Source organism: Paenibacillus sp. FSL K6-1122 (assembly GCF_037977015.1).
Taxonomy (GTDB): domain Bacteria; phylum Bacillota; class Bacilli; order Paenibacillales; family Paenibacillaceae; genus Paenibacillus; species Paenibacillus amylolyticus.
The window spans coordinates 3,425,863-3,446,543 of sequence record NZ_CP150272.1; the positions used below are offsets into that span (position 1 = coordinate 3,425,863).

At 44.3% G+C, this 20,681-nt stretch carries 18 protein-coding genes; 14 read left to right on the plus strand and 4 right to left on the minus strand.

The annotated features are described in order from the left end of the window. The first annotated feature begins 3 nt into the window (after positions 1–3). Positions 4–2,814, plus strand: coding sequence for a glycoside hydrolase family 2 TIM barrel-domain containing protein (locus tag NSQ20_RS15650; protein ID WP_340032930.1), 2,811 nt, complete (start codon positions 4–6; stop codon positions 2,812–2,814). A gap of 106 nt (positions 2,815–2,920) precedes the next feature. Here NSQ20_RS15650 and NSQ20_RS15655 read toward each other — a convergent pair whose 3' ends face one another. Beyond that, positions 2,921–4,294, minus strand: coding sequence for a sugar phosphate nucleotidyltransferase (locus NSQ20_RS15655; protein WP_340032931.1), 1,374 nt, complete (start codon positions 4,292–4,294; stop codon positions 2,921–2,923). A 17-nt stretch (positions 4,295–4,311) separates the two neighbouring features. Next, positions 4,312–5,121, minus strand: coding sequence for a DUF6492 family protein (locus NSQ20_RS15660; protein ID WP_211083215.1), 810 nt, complete (start codon positions 5,119–5,121; stop codon positions 4,312–4,314). Positions 5,122–5,323: 202 nt separating this feature from the next. Between NSQ20_RS15660 and NSQ20_RS15665 the strand changes: the two genes are divergently transcribed. The 5 genes from NSQ20_RS15665 to NSQ20_RS15685 all read left to right on the plus strand — a co-directional run bounded on the left by NSQ20_RS15665 (position 5,324) and on the right by NSQ20_RS15685 (position 12,087). Next, on the plus strand, positions 5,324–6,088 hold the full coding sequence (locus NSQ20_RS15665) for a YheC/YheD family protein (RefSeq protein WP_340032932.1): 765 nt from the start codon (positions 5,324–5,326) through the stop codon (positions 6,086–6,088). Positions 6,089–6,285: 197 nt separating this feature from the next. Beyond that, positions 6,286–7,026, plus strand: a complete 741-nt coding sequence (locus NSQ20_RS15670; protein ID WP_340032933.1) for a LytTR family DNA-binding domain-containing protein — start codon at positions 6,286–6,288, stop codon at positions 7,024–7,026. Position 7,027: 1 nt separating this feature from the next. Further along, entirely contained in the window at positions 7,028–8,326 is a 1,299-nt protein-coding gene (locus tag NSQ20_RS15675; protein WP_339187531.1) for a GHKL domain-containing protein, read from the plus strand. 110 nt (positions 8,327–8,436) lie between these two features. Next, complete coding sequence (locus NSQ20_RS15680; protein ID WP_340032934.1) at positions 8,437–10,488, plus strand: serine hydrolase domain-containing protein; 2,052 nt, start codon at positions 8,437–8,439, stop codon at positions 10,486–10,488. Between the two features lie 195 nt (positions 10,489–10,683). After that, positions 10,684–12,087 (plus strand): PQQ-binding-like beta-propeller repeat protein, encoded by a 1,404-nt coding sequence (locus NSQ20_RS15685; protein WP_282321492.1) that lies wholly within the window; start codon positions 10,684–10,686, stop codon positions 12,085–12,087. A gap of 50 nt (positions 12,088–12,137) precedes the next feature. Here NSQ20_RS15685 and NSQ20_RS15690 read toward each other — a convergent pair whose 3' ends face one another. Further along, entirely contained in the window at positions 12,138–12,287 is a 150-nt protein-coding gene (locus NSQ20_RS15690) for a hypothetical protein (RefSeq protein ID WP_282321491.1), read from the minus strand. Between the two features lie 165 nt (positions 12,288–12,452). Between NSQ20_RS15690 and NSQ20_RS15695 the strand changes: the two genes are divergently transcribed. The 4 genes from NSQ20_RS15695 (at position 12,453) to NSQ20_RS15710 (ending at position 16,198) form a co-directional block, all read left to right on the plus strand. After that, positions 12,453–13,115, plus strand: coding sequence for a hypothetical protein (locus tag NSQ20_RS15695; protein ID WP_340032935.1), 663 nt, complete (start codon positions 12,453–12,455; stop codon positions 13,113–13,115). 168 nt (positions 13,116–13,283) lie between these two features. Then, on the plus strand, positions 13,284–14,264 hold the full coding sequence (locus tag NSQ20_RS15700; protein WP_076317943.1) for an SDR family NAD(P)-dependent oxidoreductase: 981 nt from the start codon (positions 13,284–13,286) through the stop codon (positions 14,262–14,264). A 203-nt stretch (positions 14,265–14,467) separates the two neighbouring features. Further along, positions 14,468–15,358 carry a UDP-N-acetylmuramate dehydrogenase gene (gene murB / locus NSQ20_RS15705; protein ID WP_076317942.1) on the plus strand — a complete coding sequence of 297 codons (891 nt, stop codon included), beginning with the start codon at positions 14,468–14,470 and terminating at the stop codon, positions 15,356–15,358. A 399-nt stretch (positions 15,359–15,757) separates the two neighbouring features. Further along, positions 15,758–16,198, plus strand: a complete 441-nt coding sequence (locus tag NSQ20_RS15710; protein ID WP_340032936.1) for a hypothetical protein — start codon at positions 15,758–15,760, stop codon at positions 16,196–16,198. Positions 16,199–16,291: 93 nt separating this feature from the next. Here NSQ20_RS15710 and NSQ20_RS15715 read toward each other — a convergent pair whose 3' ends face one another. Further along, a complete protein-coding gene (locus NSQ20_RS15715; protein ID WP_076317940.1) occupies positions 16,292–17,077 on the minus strand; it encodes a DUF817 domain-containing protein in 786 nt (261 codons plus the stop codon). A 267-nt stretch (positions 17,078–17,344) separates the two neighbouring features. On the opposite strand from NSQ20_RS15715, the gene NSQ20_RS15720 reads away from it, so the two are divergent. The 4 genes from NSQ20_RS15720 (at position 17,345) to NSQ20_RS15735 (ending at position 20,657) form a co-directional block, all read left to right on the plus strand. After that, on the plus strand, positions 17,345–17,689 hold the full coding sequence (locus NSQ20_RS15720; RefSeq protein ID WP_017688572.1) for a YojF family protein: 345 nt from the start codon (positions 17,345–17,347) through the stop codon (positions 17,687–17,689). Positions 17,690–17,712: 23 nt separating this feature from the next. After that, positions 17,713–18,387 carry a bacillithiol biosynthesis deacetylase BshB2 gene (gene bshB2 / locus NSQ20_RS15725; RefSeq protein ID WP_074095002.1) on the plus strand — a complete coding sequence of 225 codons (675 nt, stop codon included), beginning with the start codon at positions 17,713–17,715 and terminating at the stop codon, positions 18,385–18,387. 318 nt (positions 18,388–18,705) lie between these two features. Beyond that, entirely contained in the window at positions 18,706–20,094 is a 1,389-nt protein-coding gene (locus NSQ20_RS15730; RefSeq protein WP_256721218.1) for a NosD domain-containing protein, read from the plus strand. Next, a complete protein-coding gene (locus NSQ20_RS15735) occupies positions 20,091–20,657 on the plus strand; it encodes a nitrous oxide reductase accessory protein NosL (protein WP_083669674.1) in 567 nt (188 codons plus the stop codon). The genes NSQ20_RS15730 and NSQ20_RS15735 overlap by 4 nt, the downstream gene beginning before the upstream one ends. Positions 20,658–20,681: the final 24 nt, after the last annotated feature.

The following is a 20,681-nucleotide window of genomic DNA, read 5'->3' on the forward strand; positions in this document are numbered from 1 at the left end:
ATCATGATAGAAGCAATAAATCTGGAAGGCATATGGAAACTCCAACTTGATGAACATAAGGTGGAACGTGGTCTGAATTTCTCAGACGTTATTACATTGCCAAATACTACATCTCATGCGGCCAAGGGCAAGAAAAACGAGAATGTGTTAATCGGTGCGCTGACGGATGAGTACTTATTTGAGGGTTATGCCTGGTTTTCACGAGAGATTGAAATTCCCGAACACTTGGCTGGAAAATGTTGCTTCTTGCATTTGGAACGAACACGAATAACCACAGTTTGGATCGATGGGGTGGAATGCGGAACACAAAACAGTCTGAACACACCTCACCGTTACGAGATTGAGGCAGGGCTAACCGCTGGGACTCATACAATTACCATTCGAGTGGACAATACCAATTATCCAACCAAAGGTGGTCACCTTACATCCGAAGACACACAGACGAATTGGAACGGCATCACCGGGAAATTGGAACTTCAATTTTTCGAGCGTGTTTTCCTGGATAATGTTCAGGTCTATCCCGATCTTGCGACTCGATCTTTCGATATCAAGGCAGCACTTGTTGGTGACCTGCAAGAAGTACGAATCGTGGTTTCAGCTGTTGCAGTCAGTGCAGATCCGGTGTATACGACCGAGGAACAGATTTTCGCCCCGGATTCGCAGGAAATCCAGCTGACGTACAAGATTGGTGAAGATGCGATGTTATGGAGTGATGATGAACCTAACCTGTACCAACTTCATATTCATCTGCAAGATCAGGACGGCGAAGTGCTGGATTCCACCGAAGTATGGACGGGATTACGGGAATTCCGGGCTGCAGGAGACAAATTCACCATTAATGGTCGCAAAACGTTTCTTCGAGGCAAACATGACGGGCTGATCTTTCCGCTCACCGGATACGCGCCAACAGATGTGGATGAATGGGTTCGTATTCTCGCTATCTCCAAGTCCTACGGTATCAATCACTACCGTTTCCATACCTGTTGTCCTCCGGAGGCTGCTTTTATTGCAGCGGATCTGCTCGGCATCTACATGGAGCCTGAGCTTCCGTTCTGGGGAACCATTACGGATGAATCTTCGGATGGGCATAATCAAGCCGAGCAGGATTACTTGATTAGCGAAGGATTTGCGATGCTGCGTGCTTTTGGTAATCATCCTTCGTTTGTCATGATGTCCATGGGGAATGAACTATGGGGAAGCAAGGACAGATTGAATTCGATCCTGAAGGCATACAAAGCATATGATCATCGTCATCTATACACCGAAGGTTCGAATAACTTTCAGTTTGTGCCGGACATTCTGGAGGAAAGTGAATTCTTCTGCGGGGTTCGTTTCTCCAAAGAGCGCCTGTTCAGAGGTTCATATGCGATGTGTGATGCTCCGCTCGGTCACGTGCAGACCGACCTGCCAAATACATTGAAAGATTACGATTCAAACATTGTACCTGAGCAAGGCAGCGATGCTGACCCTTCTGGTCAGACTGGGGACAAAGAGATTCAGATTCAGTATGGGACAGGTTCCAAAACAGTGCAGGCCGAAGCTGGAAGTGACCAACTTGTCTCACACGTACCAATCATCTCGCATGAAATTGGACAGTACGCCACGTTTCCTAATTTCGAAGAGATCAACAAGTATACGGGTTCTCTCAAAGCCAAGAATTTCGAAGTGTTTCGAGAGCGTCTGAATGCCAAAGGACTGGGACATCTGGCGGAAGCATACTTCAGAGCTTCTGGTAAACTCGCGGTCGCATGTTACAAGGAAGAACTGGAAGCTGCTTTTCGTTCGCAGCAACTAGCCGGGTTCCAGCTGCTGGATCTCCAGGATTTCAGTGGTCAGGGAACAGCGCTGGTGGGTGTACTGGACGCATTCATGGATTCCAAAGGCATGATTACACCGGAGGAGTGGAGAACGTTTTGTTCCGACGCTGTGTTGTTGGCGAGATTCCCCAAATATAATTATCAAGCGGGTGAATTGTTCGAAGCACGCATTGAACTAAGTTACTTCCGCAGACAGGCATTGGACGGACGTCATCTGAAGTGGGAGCTACATGGTGAGGATTCCACCCTTACAGAAGGGAAAGCAGACCTGCCAGCGACCCATGGAGAACATTATGTGAATGTCGCGGATCTCAGCATTCGCATTCCTGAAGTCTCCAATATGACCAAAGTGGAGCTTAGACTGTCCATTCCGGGCACGGATATCCGTAAGTCTTACGACCTGTGGATCTACCCGAGTCAGGAGGAAGTGGACCTGAGCGGTTTGAATCTATTTACCGAACTCTCGGAACAGGCGTTGGCGCTGCTTGAGCAGGGCGAGGATATTTTACTTTTCCCGAATCCCAATGAGCTTCAACACGCGATCCAAGGTTTCTATAGCACCGATTTCTGGTCTTACCCTATGTTCCGATCCATCTCGGAGAATATGAAAAGAGAAGTTCCTGTGGGCACAATGGGCTTGTTAATTCAACAGGATCATCCGGCCTTCGAACATTTTGTCACAGAGGAGCACTCAACTTATCCGTGGTGGAGCATCGTGTCCGAGTCGTCATCGATCATCTTGGATGAGTTGGATAAAGACTTGAATCCGATCGTGCAGACCATTGATAATTTTGAGCGAAACCACAAGCTCGGCCTGTTGATGGAGTGTCGGGTCCGGAAGGGGAGAGTGCTGATGGGAGCGCTGAATCTGGAGCGTCTGATGACTACATTGGAGGGCAGACAGTTGTTATACAGCTTCCAGCGTTATGTACAAAGTTCCGCTTACCAGCCAGTTGCACGTCTGGAAGTAGAGGAACTTCGCAAGTTGTTTAACTAAGATATAGGGAGAAGAAGTGTCAGGTTTCCCTTAATTATGCCAATGAGCCCCTTCCGCGAATGGAAGGGGCTATAAGACATGCAGATTGAATCGGTTCATTCTCCCATTAAGCGTTAGATGAACCTGCACTTTTTAGGATTACATTCCAATCTTCTTCTTCAAAAAGTATGTTGTCTTTATCCTCTGTTACTCCGATCCGGACCTCAAGGATCATCATCCTGGTTTCAGCCAGAATAGAAAAGAGACTCTCCTTGGTAATCGCGAACTGATTGCCCATACTCACTTGCATGACCTTTCCGTTGACAAGCACTTTCCCACTGCCTGCAAGCACGGTCCATGCTCTACACCCAGTTCTATGCCAGTTCAACCCGATATGTTTGCCCGGTAGAACCGTTATGTTTAATGTGGTTACAGTTGTATTCTCATCTTCTAACGAACCTTCAATGACACGATAACTGCCCCAGGTTGCTTCACCATACATCGGTTTTAATGGCAAGTTACCCAATTGCGCTTTAATTTCATTTGAATTATTTTTGTTGGCAATGAGAATGCCATCCGGACTTGCGGCAGCGATAATATCTGGCACACCAATGACTTGGATGGGGTAGGGAAGCTCGTTAATAATATAGGAATCGGAGGAAGAACCCGAGATTCCACCGTGTCCGATTACATGGGTATCTAACTGTGCGCACAGCGTATCCCAGCTTCCGATATCCTGCCATACTCCCTTATAAGGCAGGACTACGGCCCGCTGCGCCTTTTCTGCAACATGCTTGTCAAAACTGCGTTCAGGCAACGCTTCATACAGGGACAACATTTGATCATAATGAACCGGAAGCCCCATTTTTTTAATATGGGATATCATAAACGCGACGGTGAACGCGTACACACCGCAGTTCCATAGTGCCCCACGTTGTAGCAGCGTTTCAGCAATGGAGGCTTCGGGTTTTTCTATAAATTGTGTTATGGGCGCATAAGCATTACGTTCTACCCCACCCGGCAGGATGTATCCATACTGTTCTGAAGCATGTGTAGGCCTTGTCCCAATTAAAGCGATCTCGGCTTGAGAATGTTTCAATATGTCCGGCAGTAATTGGAAGTTACTGAAAAAATCTTCACCTGCGAACACATCAGCTGGCGCGATACAGATCACATCGTCATCTTTGGCCATTCGGAAGGATTGCAGATATAACGTCGCTAAGGCCGCCGCAGTAAAAGTGCCTCGTTTATAAGGTTCCCCAATGACTGGTATTTTGCCTTGAGTATGTCGTGCCGTAATATTAGCCTGATCTTGATGTGAAATAATGAGTGTTGAATCCGTTAGGGATGAACTGTCAAGCTGGCGGCATACTCTGCTGATCATGGATTCCCTACCTCCAGCGGGTGATGGAAGTATATCTATGAACAGCTTGGAGCGAAGCTCATTGGATAACGGCCAGAGCCTTTTGCCAGAGCCGCCGCACAGCATTACGATATGCATGGGCTTCCTCCTTAAGCTCAGGGAGCTTTACTATAGATTTTCCGTTTATGAAAGGAAAGAGAACGATATTTAAGAGCCAGATTGCGGATTTGTTGCTCTTTTAACGAAGAAGCGTTCACATTCAGACTTTTATTCTTGGAACTTCTAAGGATCATGCTGCCTGGGTTTTTCGTATACATAAAATTGGCATACGTTTCATACTCGGAGAAACCAAACTGCTTTTTCTTATTGATATTGGAGATGATGGCTTTGTACCATGGCAGTTTATGAACCGCTTCAATTTTCTGTTTTAAGGCAGCGAGTTTCGATTTGTCGAACAGCATATAATGGGTGACAAAAGAGCGGGGACGCGGAGCTTTCATGCCTAACAACTTGCGGTAGGTTTTGAAATATTCCGGCTGGCTCCAGTCACGGCAGTAAAAGACTGTTTTGCCTTCTACAAGAAATGAATGAGGTTTAATCAGTACGGTATCTGCATCCATGACTAGAAAGTACTTTGCCTTCACAATGGAATCTCCGTTCATTTTGAGCAACTGCTGATATAACCAGCCTGACCGATTCCATCGGGAGGACTGGTAGTGTATGTCGTTTTTGGTTATAGGCAGGACGGATCGCTCATTAACAAAAATGCAGTTTTTAAGGGAACAGAGTTTTCTGATCTTGGTGCTGACCGGAGAAACAATATATATGCTTCCAATGGGATGTTTTACATAACGGCGAATGTTATCGATGACGAGGGGAAGGGTAGCCAAATCTTTCTCGATCGCTGGTATAAGAACATCAATCTTAGGCGCATTGTTCAACCGGATTCCAGGCTGGACAGACATCTTCTCAACTCCTTGCACAAATCGTGATGACTCATTATATGGTATGTGTGCAAAAGTGTTTTGGTCAGGGCATGTGCAAATATACATTTTTACGAATAGGGGCTTTTGTTGAGGGTTCCTTTATCGGTATTACATATAATGCTTGCAGGATCTTGATCAAACAGCAGGCTTTGATGCGGTTGCTGAAGGGAGAGTTTATGACATGGGAGTTGATAAGTTGCAGCCGTTAAGAAGCAAGTGGTTAAAAACAAAATTGATCATTAATAATGAATTAATTAAACCGTTTATCCCCGACACACAGAAATATAACAAAACGAATCTGAAATCCATGATCAGCAAATATGGGATGGTCTATGTCAAACCCGAGAGAGGTACTTTCGGGATGGGTGTTATTAAGGCAGAGAGGGAAAGTCATCAACATTTTGTCTATCAGATCGAGCAAAAACGTCTGACGTTTGACAGCTTTGAATCGTTTTATAACAGTCTGACTCGTCTGGTGAATAAAAGAAGTTATCTGATTCAGAGAGGAATCCATCTGCTTAAGCACAATAACAGACGTTTTGACATCCGTGTCATGATACAGCTAAGCCCGACCAAACATTGGGAAGCTACCGGAATCATCGGTCGACTGGGTCATCCAAAGAAAATCGTAACCAATTATCATAGTGGTGGTACACCGATGGATATTCACAAGCTGCTAAAATCACATGCATCCACAAAACGCAGGAATGAACTGGTTCAAGAGATGAATGAGCTTAGCCTGCGCATAGCTCGTCATATGAAAAAAAAGTACCCGCATCTTAAGCAAATCGGTGTAGATATCGGCCTTGACCACAGTCTGAAACCCTGGATTATTGAAGTGAATGTCAAACCTGACCCATATATATTCAATCAATTAAAGGACAAGACGATGTATCGCAAGGTAATACGGTATTACCGCCATGCTTTCCCCAAAAAAACAAAATAACAGACTGGACTTTTCATAGGAATGCTGGAGAAGGTTACAAGCTCAAGAGTCGCCAATGTGGCGACTTTTTTTGTTGATCTGCGTTTTAGGGTCGGAATAATGCATTTCATCCCCATTCGACTCCGAAACCTATGCTAAAATAGTATATTCGAGAGTGAAATTCAGAGTCGATGTCGATGAAAGGCGGATGTTCCCCCATGTTCAATATTGCAATCTGTGATGATGAGGAGCAGCAACGAGAACGTGTGAAAACGATGCTGGTCTCCTTATCTCTAAAAACCAATTTTGATTTTCAAATTAGCCTATTCACATCTGGTGAACAACTGCTCTCGCACTACAGAGAGGTTGGGGACACATTCAATATTCTTATCTTGGATGTGGAGATGGGCGGAATGAACGGGATTCAGACCGCTAAAGAGATCAGGAACATGAAGTTTCTGGATGTACAGATTATGTTTCTGACCAGTTACCCGGAATATATGGTGGAGAGCTTTGATGTCATCACCTTTCAATATCTGATCAAGCCAATACAGCCGCAAGTTTTCGAGGAAAAGATGATTAAGCTGTGTCAATATTTTCAGGCATTGGACAAAAAGTATGTACTAATCAAATCAGACTATGATGAACTGTTGCTGAAATATGATGATATTCTCTGGATTGAGGTCGTCAAAAGTTTAACAATCAAGAACAAGTTGAATTTTGTAACACAGGAAAATGTACATGAGACCAAAGGTATTCTATCTAGTTACGCATCTGGTTTGAAAGACCATGGTTTTTTGCAGATACATCGCTCGATTATCATTAACCTGATGCATGTTCAGAAGTTTTCCGGTACCCAAGTCATTATGTTGAATGGAACGGAACTGCCCATAGGTCGATCCAAGGTCAAAGAAATCAAGGATGCCTACACCAAATACATGATCATGAGGATTCAATGATATGGGTACCTATATGATCTTTTCCATCATCTTTGTGACCTTACTTATGGCATTTCAGGCGAACTTTTATTTTGATTCTGTGTTGGGCAAGTCCAGGCGTAAGCCGCGCAGAGCGATCTATTTCATGGTATTTCTCATGTTGGGTTATTTTTATTTGGTCTCTTCCTTCTCTGATATCATTTCTACTGCTGTTGCTCTGCTGTTAATCTTCAGTCTGGCACAGTCCTATGAAGTGGAGTTCAAAATCAAGCTTGTTTTTACTATCCTGTATGCGGTTCTGATTACAATGGCAAATACGATAGCTGTATATATTCTCGGAGTCTTGGAATCCACAGAATTCATTTCATGGGAACAGTTCAACGGAGAAAACCACTGGATTCTTTCCAAGGTAATGCTGGTTGGTTGCAGTATCATGTTTATTGTTATTCAAATTGTACGTTTAGTGGCTAAACGCAGAAGTTTTGCCGTGCATTATCGTTATTATTTGCTGTTTCTTATCGTACCCATTATTACGATCTATCAGATCAATGTGGCCTCCATATATAGTGAAAAAAACATATTCTACGTCTTTTCTGTACTAGGCTCGCTATTTCTCAACGTGTTCATTGTATATGTATTCGACAACATGGTGGAAAAGGTACAGCTTGCGCATGAAAATACCCAGTTACAGCGTCAGATGGACTACCAGGATGCCAACTATGAGAAGACCGTTCACAGTTTCAAAAACATTAAATCCATCATCCATGATATTAATCAGCAATTTCTGTATATTGATGAATGTATCCAACGTAACGAACTGGCGGCGGCAGGTGACCATATCAAGTCAACATTAAATACCATTGAAGGTGCGTACCAGCGGGTGAACTCCGGTAATCTGGTCATTGATGCACTCGTTACAAATACCTTGGCTATGGGGCAGGCAAACGGGATCAAAATCGACACCAAAGTCCAGCTCCACTCGCAACATATCCAGATCGATCGATATGATCTGTGTGTGGTGCTTGGTAACATGCTTGATAACGCAATTGAGGCCTCCAAGAAAGTTAGACAGGCCGAGGATCGATACATCCTCATTGCCATTCACTCCACATCATCTACACTGGTCATCCAGATTATGAATCATGTGGAGCAACCGATCGTTGACTTGAAAAGTGACAAGCCCAATCCGGAGTACCATGGGATCGGTCTAACCAATATATCGCGAATGTGCGAGAAATATGGTGGACATATGAGTATTGAGCATCAGCATCGGAAATTTAACAACATGGTCGTGCTTCCGTTCCACACCGACAACCCCTGAACCTGCCGTTCAGGGGTTGTTTTTTTCCATTCAGGGTCCGTTTGCGTTTGATCAGTCTCTTCCCGGATATGATGAATTCATTCATAAGAACATTTGAGGGAGGACATACGATGAAGAAACTAATTAGTCTTTTATGTACAGCGGTGCTTGTAATTACACCGCTGGCAGATGTCAGAGCAGAGGCGAATAACAGCGGTACGATTGAGGCACGGGCGGAGCAGATCGCCAAGGAGATGGTGCAAAACTACGGTGTCACCAGTGTGCAATATGCGATCATGGATGAAGGGGAATATATTTTATCAGATAGTGTCGGACTGCACGATAATGCATCACAGAAGCCAATAGACAAGGATAGCATGTATGGCATAGGCTCGGTTAGCAAAATGGTTGTTACGGCAGCCACCATGAAGCTGGTTGATTCCGGTAAAATAGATCTGGATGAGCCGCTTACTTCGTATATCAAGGACTTTAAAATGGCAGATGCGCGCTATACTCAAATCACACCGCGCATGTTGATGAATCATTCATCCGGTCTTTACGGTACACATTATGGAAACAGCATGTTGTTTGAAGATAATGACACCCGCAATCATGATGAGTTATTGCTCAAACTTCAGTCCGAAAAACTGAAATCCAAACCTGGCGCATACTCCGTCTACGCCAATGACGGTTTTCAATTGCTTGAAATCCTGGTTGAACGGGTGAGTGGATTAAGCTACAGCGAATATATCGCCAAGTTCATCAGCGAGCCGTTGAAGTTGGAATCAACGAAGACACCACTAGATTCCTTTGACAGAGCGCAATTATCCGAAACCTATTGGCCTACACTTGAGATGAAGATGCCTACCGAAAATGCAAACATTATCGGCACAGGCGGAGTGTACTCTACCGCAGAAGAATTGAGTCAATTCGGAGAGGTTTTAATGGGGAACAGACCGGATATTCTGTCCGAATCTGCTGTGAAGGCCATGCAATCTCATGAATATCGTAAGGGCATATGGGTATCTGATGAGCAAAATACGATCAATTATGGCTTGGGATGGGATTCGGTTGATCTTGCACCTTTCAGCGATTATGGGGTTACCGCGCTTGCCAAAGGCGGGGATACCATGTTGTACCACGCCGTGTTAATCACTATACCCGAACATGATATTTCAATGGCGGTTCTATCATCTGGCGGATCTTCCATCTACAATCAGATGTTTGCCAGCAAAGTGCTGCTGGAAGTTCTGGCGGATCAAGGCATCATCGACAAGGTTAAACCCGATCAGACCTTCTCGTCACCCGACAAAGTGAAGATGCCAACAGAATTAAGCGCGTACTCCGGTCTCTATGGTACGGTAGGAGAGACATTGGATATAACGATTAAGGATGGTGAGATGCAACTGCCAGCCTTGTTGGGTGGAATTATTCCAGAGCAGAAATATGTGTACACAGGCGACGAACATTTTACAAGTGCGGATGGCAGTGTAAAAGCTAGCTTTGTGAAGGAACGTAATGACAAGGTATATGTTAAAATTCAGGGTATGATTACGTTACCCGGCATAGGCCAAACGGTAATGAACACGTATGATTATCAAAAACTGGATCATAATGCGCTTGACGCAGCAACGAAAGAGAAATGGACAGCTCGTGACGGCTCGAAATATTACGCGTTGGATGAAAAAATAACATCGATCTTTTATCTGCTTCCATCGATGCTGATCAAGAACCTGTCTGTTGATGCCAAAAATGGCTATGCTAATGGCACGGAAATCATGGATGCAAACAACGCAGAGAATATCGCCGAGATTCCTGTAATGAATGGAAGAGACGCGTTTGATCTGCAATTTTACACAAAGAATGGCGCCGAGATTTTGCTCCAGGATGGGCAGGAATACATTGCCGAGGATGCGATTACTCCAATCTTTGGTGGAAAAAAAGGAATTACGACTATTCCGGCAAACGGTCAAGCCCGGTGGTATGTGATCGACGCACGCTCGGGTAACAAATCCATCACGGTGGATTCTCCGAAGACCGGAGGTTATGCAGTGTATAATGATAAAGGGGAAATGGTTGACTTCTCTGTAGCAACCAATCAGGAATCGACGAAACTCCCGAAAAGTGGTTTTATCGTTTTTGGTGGGGACGCCGGTGATGTATTCCAGATCCAACTAAAGTAAAGCAGAAACTTCATTAATGAGTCACGTTCGCAACTTATCACCGAAAAAATACAGTTATCAAGAAGTCGCCTGGTGGCGGCTTTTTTGATATTTTATTTGAATAATTTAACAATCTGGTAACTATTTGGACCCATCACACGTTATGTTTATGTAGTTGTATCTCAGGATTTTAATAACAGGAGGAATTCATTTACCATGGTCAATATACATAAACGTCAAATGAATAAGGAATGGAAAAGAAGAGCAGGAAGACCCATCATTGCAGGCATTACTGCCGGAATGCTGATGGTTCACGGCGTTATCGGCGTGTTGCCATCGCAGGCACATGCTGAAGCATCGGATGTATCCATCCGTAACTGGTATTCGTATCAACGAATCACTGTACCTGAACTGAAACCTTCTTGGACAGCGAAAGTAGATAACTATCTGAATATGAACGAGACGTATGTTGGAGTTAATGCCATCGCAGAAGAAGGCAAAGTATTCACGTTTGCTGGATCGAAGTTGATTGCACTTGATGCGACAACAGGTAAACGGTTGTGGACTTACGACAAAGACCTGACTCCTTATATTACCTATCAAAGCGGGATTCTCTACGGACTGACCATTGATCACAAGCCATATGCCTTGAATGCGAAGACAGGCAAAGCAAAATGGCAGTCAGGCACATCCACCTGGATTGATACGTATAACCGTACGGAAGCTCTGATTCCAACGGTGGATACCCTCTACGTGATTAAGGGGAGTACAACGTTTGCACTGGACATCCAGTCAGGCAAACTGCGCTGGGAAGCAGATGAACCATTAGGTGAAGGTAATGGTACTGAGTATCTGAGAGAATCTAATGGTGTGGTGCTGAGAACCTTTTTTGTCCAAGGGGCACTTACATCCTTACAGCTTAATGCATATGACAAGAAAACGGGCAAGAAGCTATGGGGTCATTTTGGTCAGGGGGAAGCTATTCAGATCAAAGATGGTCTTGTTTACTCAGCGGACTACTATTCTTCGATGTTGGAAAATGACGAGTCTTCACCAGAACGCAAATGGAAAGTTAATGCGTACAACTTGAAGACCGGTGTGTTAAAAGGAAGTCAGGAGTATAAGTGGACCATGCCAGGGGATCCACCGTATGTGAATGGGTATGGAGGGATATTTTCCAATAAAGACAAACTATACATTCTACAAGGGGATAAGATAGCGGAGTATTCGTTGACCTCAACCAAGCTGGGTCCCGCGCCACTTCGAACTTTTCAGCGCCCTTACGGAGAAAATATGGTATGGCTTGGCGTTACACAGGAAAGATTGATCTTCAAAAACGGAAACACGGGAGAACTTACAGGCATCAAGCTGGCTAATGGTCAAGAGGTCCAGTGGTATGGTGATGCCCCCGTTTCTCAGATTGATGTTTACGGCAAAGGGATGTATCGAGCACAACGTAACGGCACACTGCTTGTCCTCAACATGATGTCGGGTCAGTCGGTCTTCCGCGTCTCCACCGGTGGAGATCTGCACAACACGACGTTGAAGACAAACGGAATGATCATCATCCAAGCCGAAGGCAAACTTCTCGGCGTTAAGCTGCCAGCGTCGCTGAAATAAGTGATTTACCTGCATCTGCCGCTGAACAAAAATCATGTGAGAAGACTGGATTACGGCATAGCTTGCTGATAATCCGGTCTTTTTTTATTTTTGCGCATAAAACACTGCAAAGTCCAAGTGTATTTACATGCAATCTGCCACACCAACTCCGCTTCCTCCAACCACACCAACTGATCCTCCAGCGTGGCATTGATATCCACCTTGCGTCTTTCGATCGATGCCGAGGTATCCGTATCGAGGGTTCTTCCCTGACCCTAGGGAAATACTGATTATGGATAACTTCATAGGTTGGACCTATGGATTCCGAGTCTCTGCTATGGGTAATAACATGTAAGCACAGAATATAGACAGGGGGAATGAACCTGATGTTTCAACCACGTTCTATTATGATGAGTATCTCGTTAATCGTTATAGTTCTAACGCTTGCAGCTTGCTCTGGTAGTAATGAACCTTTGCCTAGCCCTCAACCATCAATGCCAGTAGGTGAACCTGCTCCAGCACCTTTAACAGAAAATGAACAACCATCTGAAACAGATGGAACAGAAGAAGCAAATGAAACGGAGCGTCCACAGACCTCAAGTTTTGAAATGTTGACCGCAGATGGCAATCAATCACTAGAGGCGACCTTGCAACAAGGAGAAGGATTTTCCTTGTACGTATTCGAGAAATTCACATTTGATGCTGCTCAAGGCCGTCTGTCACTGACTAGTAACGCTGACTATTATGTGGATATTGAACCACTGCCTTCGGATTATAATCTGGCAGAACTGGAGACAGCGGGTAAAGAAGAATTAGAAAAAAACGGTAAGGTATCTGATTATAGTGGAGAACTGGTAGAACACCCGCTTGGTCATGCCGAGCTTTATCTTCAGGCCTCTGGTGAAGAAGGCATTAGCGATTATATGGTCTGGAAATCAGAAGAAGAGGAAGCATTTTTATTCCGTCTTCATAATCCAAAAGGAGAAGAGGCCTCTGATTTCGCCAGTCCGGTCCTTGTTTCGTTATCCACCGTTCAGGGTGATTCGTAACTTGGATGACTATAATCATTTCAACGAAAGTCGCCAACTGGCGGCTTTTTTACGTTTGCAGATTGCACGGAGAAGTTGCAGGTGATGTATTCACTTCCATTTGACTTAGAGTACGCTCTAGGGTGTAGACTTTGAAAAAGTAGAAATATTACTAAGGAGATGAACAGAATGACACAGGAAAATAATACTAGAACTTTACAACATAAAATGGACTCTGGCTTCAACCATAATAGTACAGCGGAGGATGTATTGAGGGATCTGGACTTGTCCGGACAGCTTGCTATTGTAACGGGTGGATATTCCGGCCTGGGGTTGGAGACGACACGTGCGCTTGTTAATGCGGGAGCCCGTGTAGTGGTGACTGCACGTCGTCCAGCGGTTGCGAAGGAAGCACTTTCGGGTCTGGAAGGTGTTGAAATAGATGAATTGGACCTCGCTGATTTATCCAGCGTTCGTGCTTTTGCGGAGCGGTTTCTGGCGAGTGATCGGGACATTGACATGCTGATTCTTAATGCGGGCATCATGGCTTGCCCGGAGACGCGGGTTGGTCATGGCTGGGAAGCTCAATTTGCAACCAATCATCTGGGCCACTTTGCCCTGACTAATCTGTTATGGCCAGCACTTGCAAGTCAGGGGGGAGCACGTGTTGTTTCCTTGGCATCAGCGGGACATCATTTCTCATCGATTCGTTGGGATGACATCCAATTTGAACATGGCTATGAGAAATTCCCTGCCTATGGACAGTCCAAAACAGCAACGATTTTATTCAGCGTTGAGCTGGATCGTCGAGGTACAGAGCACGGCGTACGGGCTTTCTCAGTTCATCCTGGCGGAATTATGACACCACTACAGCGTCATATGCCACAAGAGGAAATGATTGCTCTAGGCTGGATTGATGAATCTGGACAAGTGGCCAATCCTGCGTTCAAAACACCTGGGCAGGGGGCAGCGACGCAAGTCTGGGCAGCAACTTCACCTCAGCTTGAGGGAAAAGGCGGTGTCTACTGCGAGGATTGTGACATCAGTGAATTGGCTCCAGAGGATGGAGGTTTCTATGGGGTCAAGAAGTATGCCATCGACCCTGAGCAAGCTATTCGTTTATGGGAGCTATCAGCCAAGCTGACTCAAACAGACATAGAACTCTCATAATCATGTAGTTGTGGCAACAGAGCAACAGCTCGCTTCCATGCAGGAACTCACGGAAAAGTTCAAAATCTAAAGAGAATGTGATTAATTATAATGAAAACAACATAATTTCAAACAAAATCTCCTATTTAGCATATAATAAAGAAGGAGCATCTCATTTTCGCGATGGTGCAATCATTTCTTTATGAATTCAGGGAGAGAAAATCATGAATATTTTTGAGCATCAGATACCTTTGGAAAAAGTGAAATTCAATGAACCACTAAAAAATCACACGTTTATTAAAATAGGTGGCAACGCAGATATTCTCATCCATCCAACAACGATAGACGAAATCACTAAAATCGTGGAAATTGCCAACTTACATCAGTTACCTCTGACGGTCATTGGAAAAGGCTCAAACGTCATTATTAAAGACGGGGGCATCCGGGGAGTAACGATTTCTCTTAGCCACTTCGATCAAATTAAAGTGAATGAGGACAGCATGATTGCGCAAAGCGGCGTTGATATCATTGATGTATCCAGACTTGCTTTGGAGCATAGCTTGACCGGTTTGGAGTTTGCTTGTGGTATTCCCGGCAGCACGGGGGGTGCACTTTACATGAATGCGGGTGCTTATGGCGGTCAGATCGCCGATGTTGTTGAACGTGCAACTGTGATCACCAAAGACGGCGCAGTGTTGAAGATCCCGCGAGAAGAGATGAAGTTTGGTTATCGAAATAGTCTCTTCAAGATGGATCACTATATCATACTGGAGGCCGAATTCGGGCTCAAAAAAGGCAACAAGGAAGATATTGCAAGCAAAATGAAGGAATTAACGTTCCTGAGAGAATCCAAGCAGCCGCTTGAATTCCCCTCTTGTGGAAGTGTATTTAAACGACCCGAGGGACATTTTGCCGGTAAACTGATTCAGGATTGTAACTTGCAGGGCACTCGCATCGGAGGTGCTGAAATCTCCATGAAGCATGCAGGTTTTATCGTAAATGTGGATCACGCTACTGCCCAGGATTATATGGATCTGATCCAATTTATTCAGAAGAAAGTATATGATACGTTCCAAGTTGAATTGGAAACCGAAGTAATCTTTCTGGGAGAATAGCTTCAATGAATGACTTGAAAGGTCGCCAATGGCGGCCTTTTTTGATTGTCCGAATTATACTTAAACAAGAACTAATATGCTAATTATGGTAATATCAGAGTGATTGTATTTAATATTTCATCGTTATCATAAGGAGTGTACATGGAGATAATCAAGCGTAACAGGAGAATTCTGCTAATCACTGCAATGGTAATTTTACTATCGCCCCTGTCAATCTTGGCATATATGTATATGAATGAACGAGCTGGCGGGCTAGCCGATCAACGGATATCCAAAGTTTGGGGATTGAATGAACCTATACATATTCCTATAGCGAACAGTCCTCAAAGGGCCGTTCAAGAATTTAGAGGTGAATCTTATACCTCCCAATTCATTCATCAGGAGGCTGTGGACGGGGGCATGATTTTGTTCACGCACAAAAAGGGTCGGGAAAACAACAGTAATCTTCAGATGGAGTATACCCGCAAGAACATTTTCGGATGGAAATGGGTATGGGGTGGAGGATATTCCATTAATGAATCAGTTGAATCCAAGTTTGCGTTGAATTATATGAGCATACCGAAATTAGAAAAAGTCTCGGCCCCGTTACCGATGTTATTTGGTGACATTATAGACTCCACTATCAGACGTGTAACTGTTGAAATCAAAGAAAATGGAAAGCCCGAAACTTTCGATGCGAAGCTGGTTGAGGCAGGTGAGAACCAACAAATCTGGTATGCATTCCTGCCTTCATCAGCTACTCCTCCTTATACAATCAAAGCATATGATGAAAAGGAGAGCCTCTTAATCAACAAAGACATTGAAGAGGCAGATGGCTTTGGCTCATTATTTATTGAATAATCTCAAATAGAACTCCAGTAAAAAACAGCGGCATTCGAAGACTTTAGGTACGAGTCTAAGATTGTTGCTGTTTTACGGTTAGAGAATAAATAGTTACCTGGACTTTGGATCATCTGCGGTTCGATTGGCCTTCACATATTTGAGTTGCGCAACGATGATGACACTGATGATGACCAGCAGGAACCACGAACTAATTTTGCTAAAGCTAACCAGTTGCCAGGCATCATGTTGATCAGGATACTTCCAGGCATTGAAAAATGTAGCGATGTTCTCAGCAGTCCAAATGAAGAAACCAACGATGATAAATGCAAGCGATAAGGGCATTCGATAGGTCGTTGCTCGTACCCGGTAAATAATCCAGGTTTTCCAGAAGACAATAAATACAAGCGCCGTCAGCCACCAGCGAAAATCGGGCATAAAATGATGAGTGAAAAAGTTAATATAGATAGCTGCTCCCAGCAGCATCGAAGGTGCAAAACCAGGCCATCCGGTCATGTCCATTCGCAGTCTTCGCCACACTTGACACATAAAACTGGCTACACTTGCATACATGAATCCGCTATAAAGAGGGACACCCAGGATTTTGCTGTATGCTTGCTCAGGGTATGACCATGATCCCATCCATACTTTATAGATTTCTAGCACCAGGCCAATAATGTGAAATACACAGATGACCTTGATTTCATCCTTGGTTTCCAAGCCGCTTCGATACATTAGGTACTGCACAGCAAGCAATACGAGCAGAATGGCATCATATCGATGAAGGTAAGGAATAGGAATTACGCTGGACAGTGCCAGTGTTCCAAAGATCGCTACGGGAAATATGCAGCTCATGGCCTGATGATAGCCAAAATGAAGTAGTTGTATTAGAGATTTCAAGTCGAGTTAAACTCCTTTCCAAACATGTTGGAGCAAGATTCATTTAAAATTTAAGGTTCTTCATCACGGGCGTTTTTGCCTACACTTCATAATATAGATATGATCCATGAATAAAAAGAGAAAAAACCACGCAAATCTGTTCTTGTTTTCAAACTGGAATCATCATGAGAGGGCTCTATGTGAGGTCGACAGGGTCACTCCATGTATATTCTCTTGTGGTTATGTTAAAATGAAATTTGTACAATTACATTAGATAAGGAGGCCGCTATGCAACCGATTAAACCTCAAGACATTCAGCTCCGGATCAATAATCTTGCTGATCAGGACTTATACGTACATCTAGAACTTACGTCAGGTGCTTACGCACAACACATGGACAGTACAAAACATCCAGCATCGGCATTCATTACTAATGCGGCCATACGATATACGCAGGGGTCCATTTCAGGTACAGGTCCATACCGTGTTGGTCTGAAAACAACGCAGGGATGGCTTTACGCCGAAGGACTTACACATATTGATGAGCAGGAACAAGAAAGACTGATTCTCGCCGGTCACGACAGCCAAGGTAAACTAGTTGTGGCGTTACAATTAAGCCGAGAGATGTTCTGATGAAAGCGGAGGATTGAATAACCATGAATACTACACACAACGAGCATGAGCGCATCTTGGTGGTATATCCACATCCAGATGATGAAGCTTTCTCTGTATCGGGAACGTTAGCCAAATACATAGATGGCGGTGCCCATGTAACCTATGCTTGTCTAACACTTGGCGAGATGGGGCGCAATATGGGGATTCCTCCATTTGCCAACCGAGTGACGTTGCCTGGCATCCGTAAACAGGAACTCATCGAAGCTTCTGAAGCGATTGGTATTCAGGACCTGAGAATGCTGGGTTTCCACGATAAAATGCTGGAGTTCGAAGACCCACAGTTACTGGAAGATACCATCATGTCGCTACTTAAAGAGTTGAACCCCACGCTGGTCATTACGTTCTATCCGGGGTACAGTGTTCATCCCGATCATGATGCAACGGGAGCCGCTGTTATACGTACAATCGCTAAACTTCCTGTGGATGAACGTCCGATTGTTCATTGCGTTGCGTTCGCTAATAATCAGGAACAGTACATTGGCAAACCGGATGTATTTGTTGACGTATCCGAATTTTTGGATCGAAAAATGGCGTCCATTCGTGCCCATCGTTCACAATTCCAGGCAGCAGAGCTTGTAGGAAATCGTGAGCTGAATAATGAAGAAATCAAGAAACGTTTTGGCAGAGAAACATTTTGGACCTATCCATTTGAATAATATATTACTTAAGAAGTCGCCTATATGGCGGCTTTTTTTGATTTACATCACAATATCGACACAAAAATGTAGCGTCTATAGCCTAATTGAGCTATATGGAATAAATATCATTTTAAGTACACTATGATCAGGATTGTGATAACGCTTCATTTATTACTTTGCTTCAATGGATGAGGAACATGGAGAGTTGATTTTAAGTGGAATGGAGGGATGGTGTGTACAACCAACGTATATTTTGGATTAACGTAAGACCCGTTGAATACATTGCCACAGCAATAAGCAACTGTAACAAGAAGCCGGAATTGCGCGGTTTGAATCATGAGTAATCCTTGGGCAGGCTTGAGTGCATTCAACAGTTGTAAGAAGAGTCGGGTTACAGGTTTAATTTTTCTAATCGGAATGATGATGCTCCTGCTATCCCTTCCGCACGGTGCAGTCATGGCCTCTTCCGGACATCGTGATCTCATTCCCCTTCAGCCTATGATTGACCGCACTGCACCTGGAGAAGTCATTGAACTTGCATCAGGTCGTTATTCTGGACCCGTGACGATTGACAAAAACATCACCATTCAGGGTGATCCTACGGTCATAGTTGTTAATGCGGAAGCCACCTCTACGATAATGATTCGGTCGGATGGGGTGAAACTGAGCGGTTTTACAATTGAACATGATACGAATGAACAGACTGCAGCGATTCAGGTTGAAGGGAAAAACAGTGAAATCACGGATCTGCATATTCAGACCCAGGGGTATGGGATGATCATCCGGAATTCGAGTCAGGCAACGATTCAGCGGAACAACATTACGTGGGCCGGGTCTGATTCTGCTTCCAGTGGCCAGAAGGGCAATGGCATTGATCTGTACAACTCCCATGATAGCTTCATTGAAGCCAATGAGATCACCGGCATGAGGGATGGAATCTATCTGGAGAACAGTCGCAAGTCTATCGTGCAAAATAACAGGCTGTTACATACAAGGTACGGCATCCACTGTATGTACATTGACGGCTCTTCTGTCATGGACAATACCGGAGAGGAGAACATGACAGGTGCCATGATTATGGGCGTCAAGAATACGGTCATATCGGGCAATTCTTTTCGCAAACAGAGTACTAATGTTCATTCTCAAGGGATTTTGTTGTATGACGTGCATCAATCCTCAATTCACAACAATGTGGTGGAGGGTAATCGTGTCGGCATGAATATTGCAGAGTCATCGGGCAATGAGATCCATGACAATGCGGTGCTTCGGAATTTTGTTGGCATACAGCTTGTTCTGGCAGAAGCTAATGAGTTTACACGTAACCAATTGGTGTCTAATGTCATTGAAGCTTCGGCGCTGGATAGCCCGAATAATGTCCTGATGGAGAACTACTGGGACTCCTTTCAGGGGCTCGATCTGAATCGGGATGGGATCAGTGAAATATCCTATGCCATCAATCCTTTTTATGAGCAACTGGTCAGTCGAAATTCAGCGTATCAGCTCTTTTTCCAATCACCGGGTATGGTCTTTCTGAGTGAGTTGTTTACAGAAGGCAGAGAACAATGGACTACCGACAAATTTCCACGAATGAGCATGGATACGGAATCTGATCTGCACAAGTCAGTAGAAAATGCTACAGATTCCAATGTGGTGTGGTTGTTCGGGTTAATTCTGTTGGGTATGGCAACTTTTATAATCATCTATATGGGGGTATTACGAAAATGAACAAAAGCTTGAACAGAAGATGGACATTCCTCATGGTACTTATGTTTGGCATGGTGCTGTTAACCGCTTGCGGAACAAAATACGCGGCATTGCCGATCAATGAAGACGTGGATATCTGTGCGATCTGTAAAATGCAGGTGAAGGACGATGCATATGCAACACAGCTCACTACAAAAGACGGCCAAAATTACAAGTTCGATGATATCGGCTGCATGAACCAGTGGAAAACAGAAAATGGCACAGATAACATCGGCATGGACTATGTACGTGATTATAATGACAAGGAATGGGTTGAATACAGCAAAGCCACGTATGTATACGATGCTTCATTGCGCACGCCTATGGCCTATGGAATTCTTAACTTTAAGGACAAGCCCTCGGCTGAAGCTTTCATTGCAGAGCAAGGTGTAGGAACCATTATGACTGCTGAGGATCTTGCCTCTCATGACTGGAAACAGAACACAGAGAATATGGACATGATGGGTGAACATGGGCATGGTGAAGAAGGAGACGGTAATGAGATACATCAGGAAGGTGAGATGAAAGAAGAGTCAGGCCACTAAGTATGACAATAGAAAATGGTGATC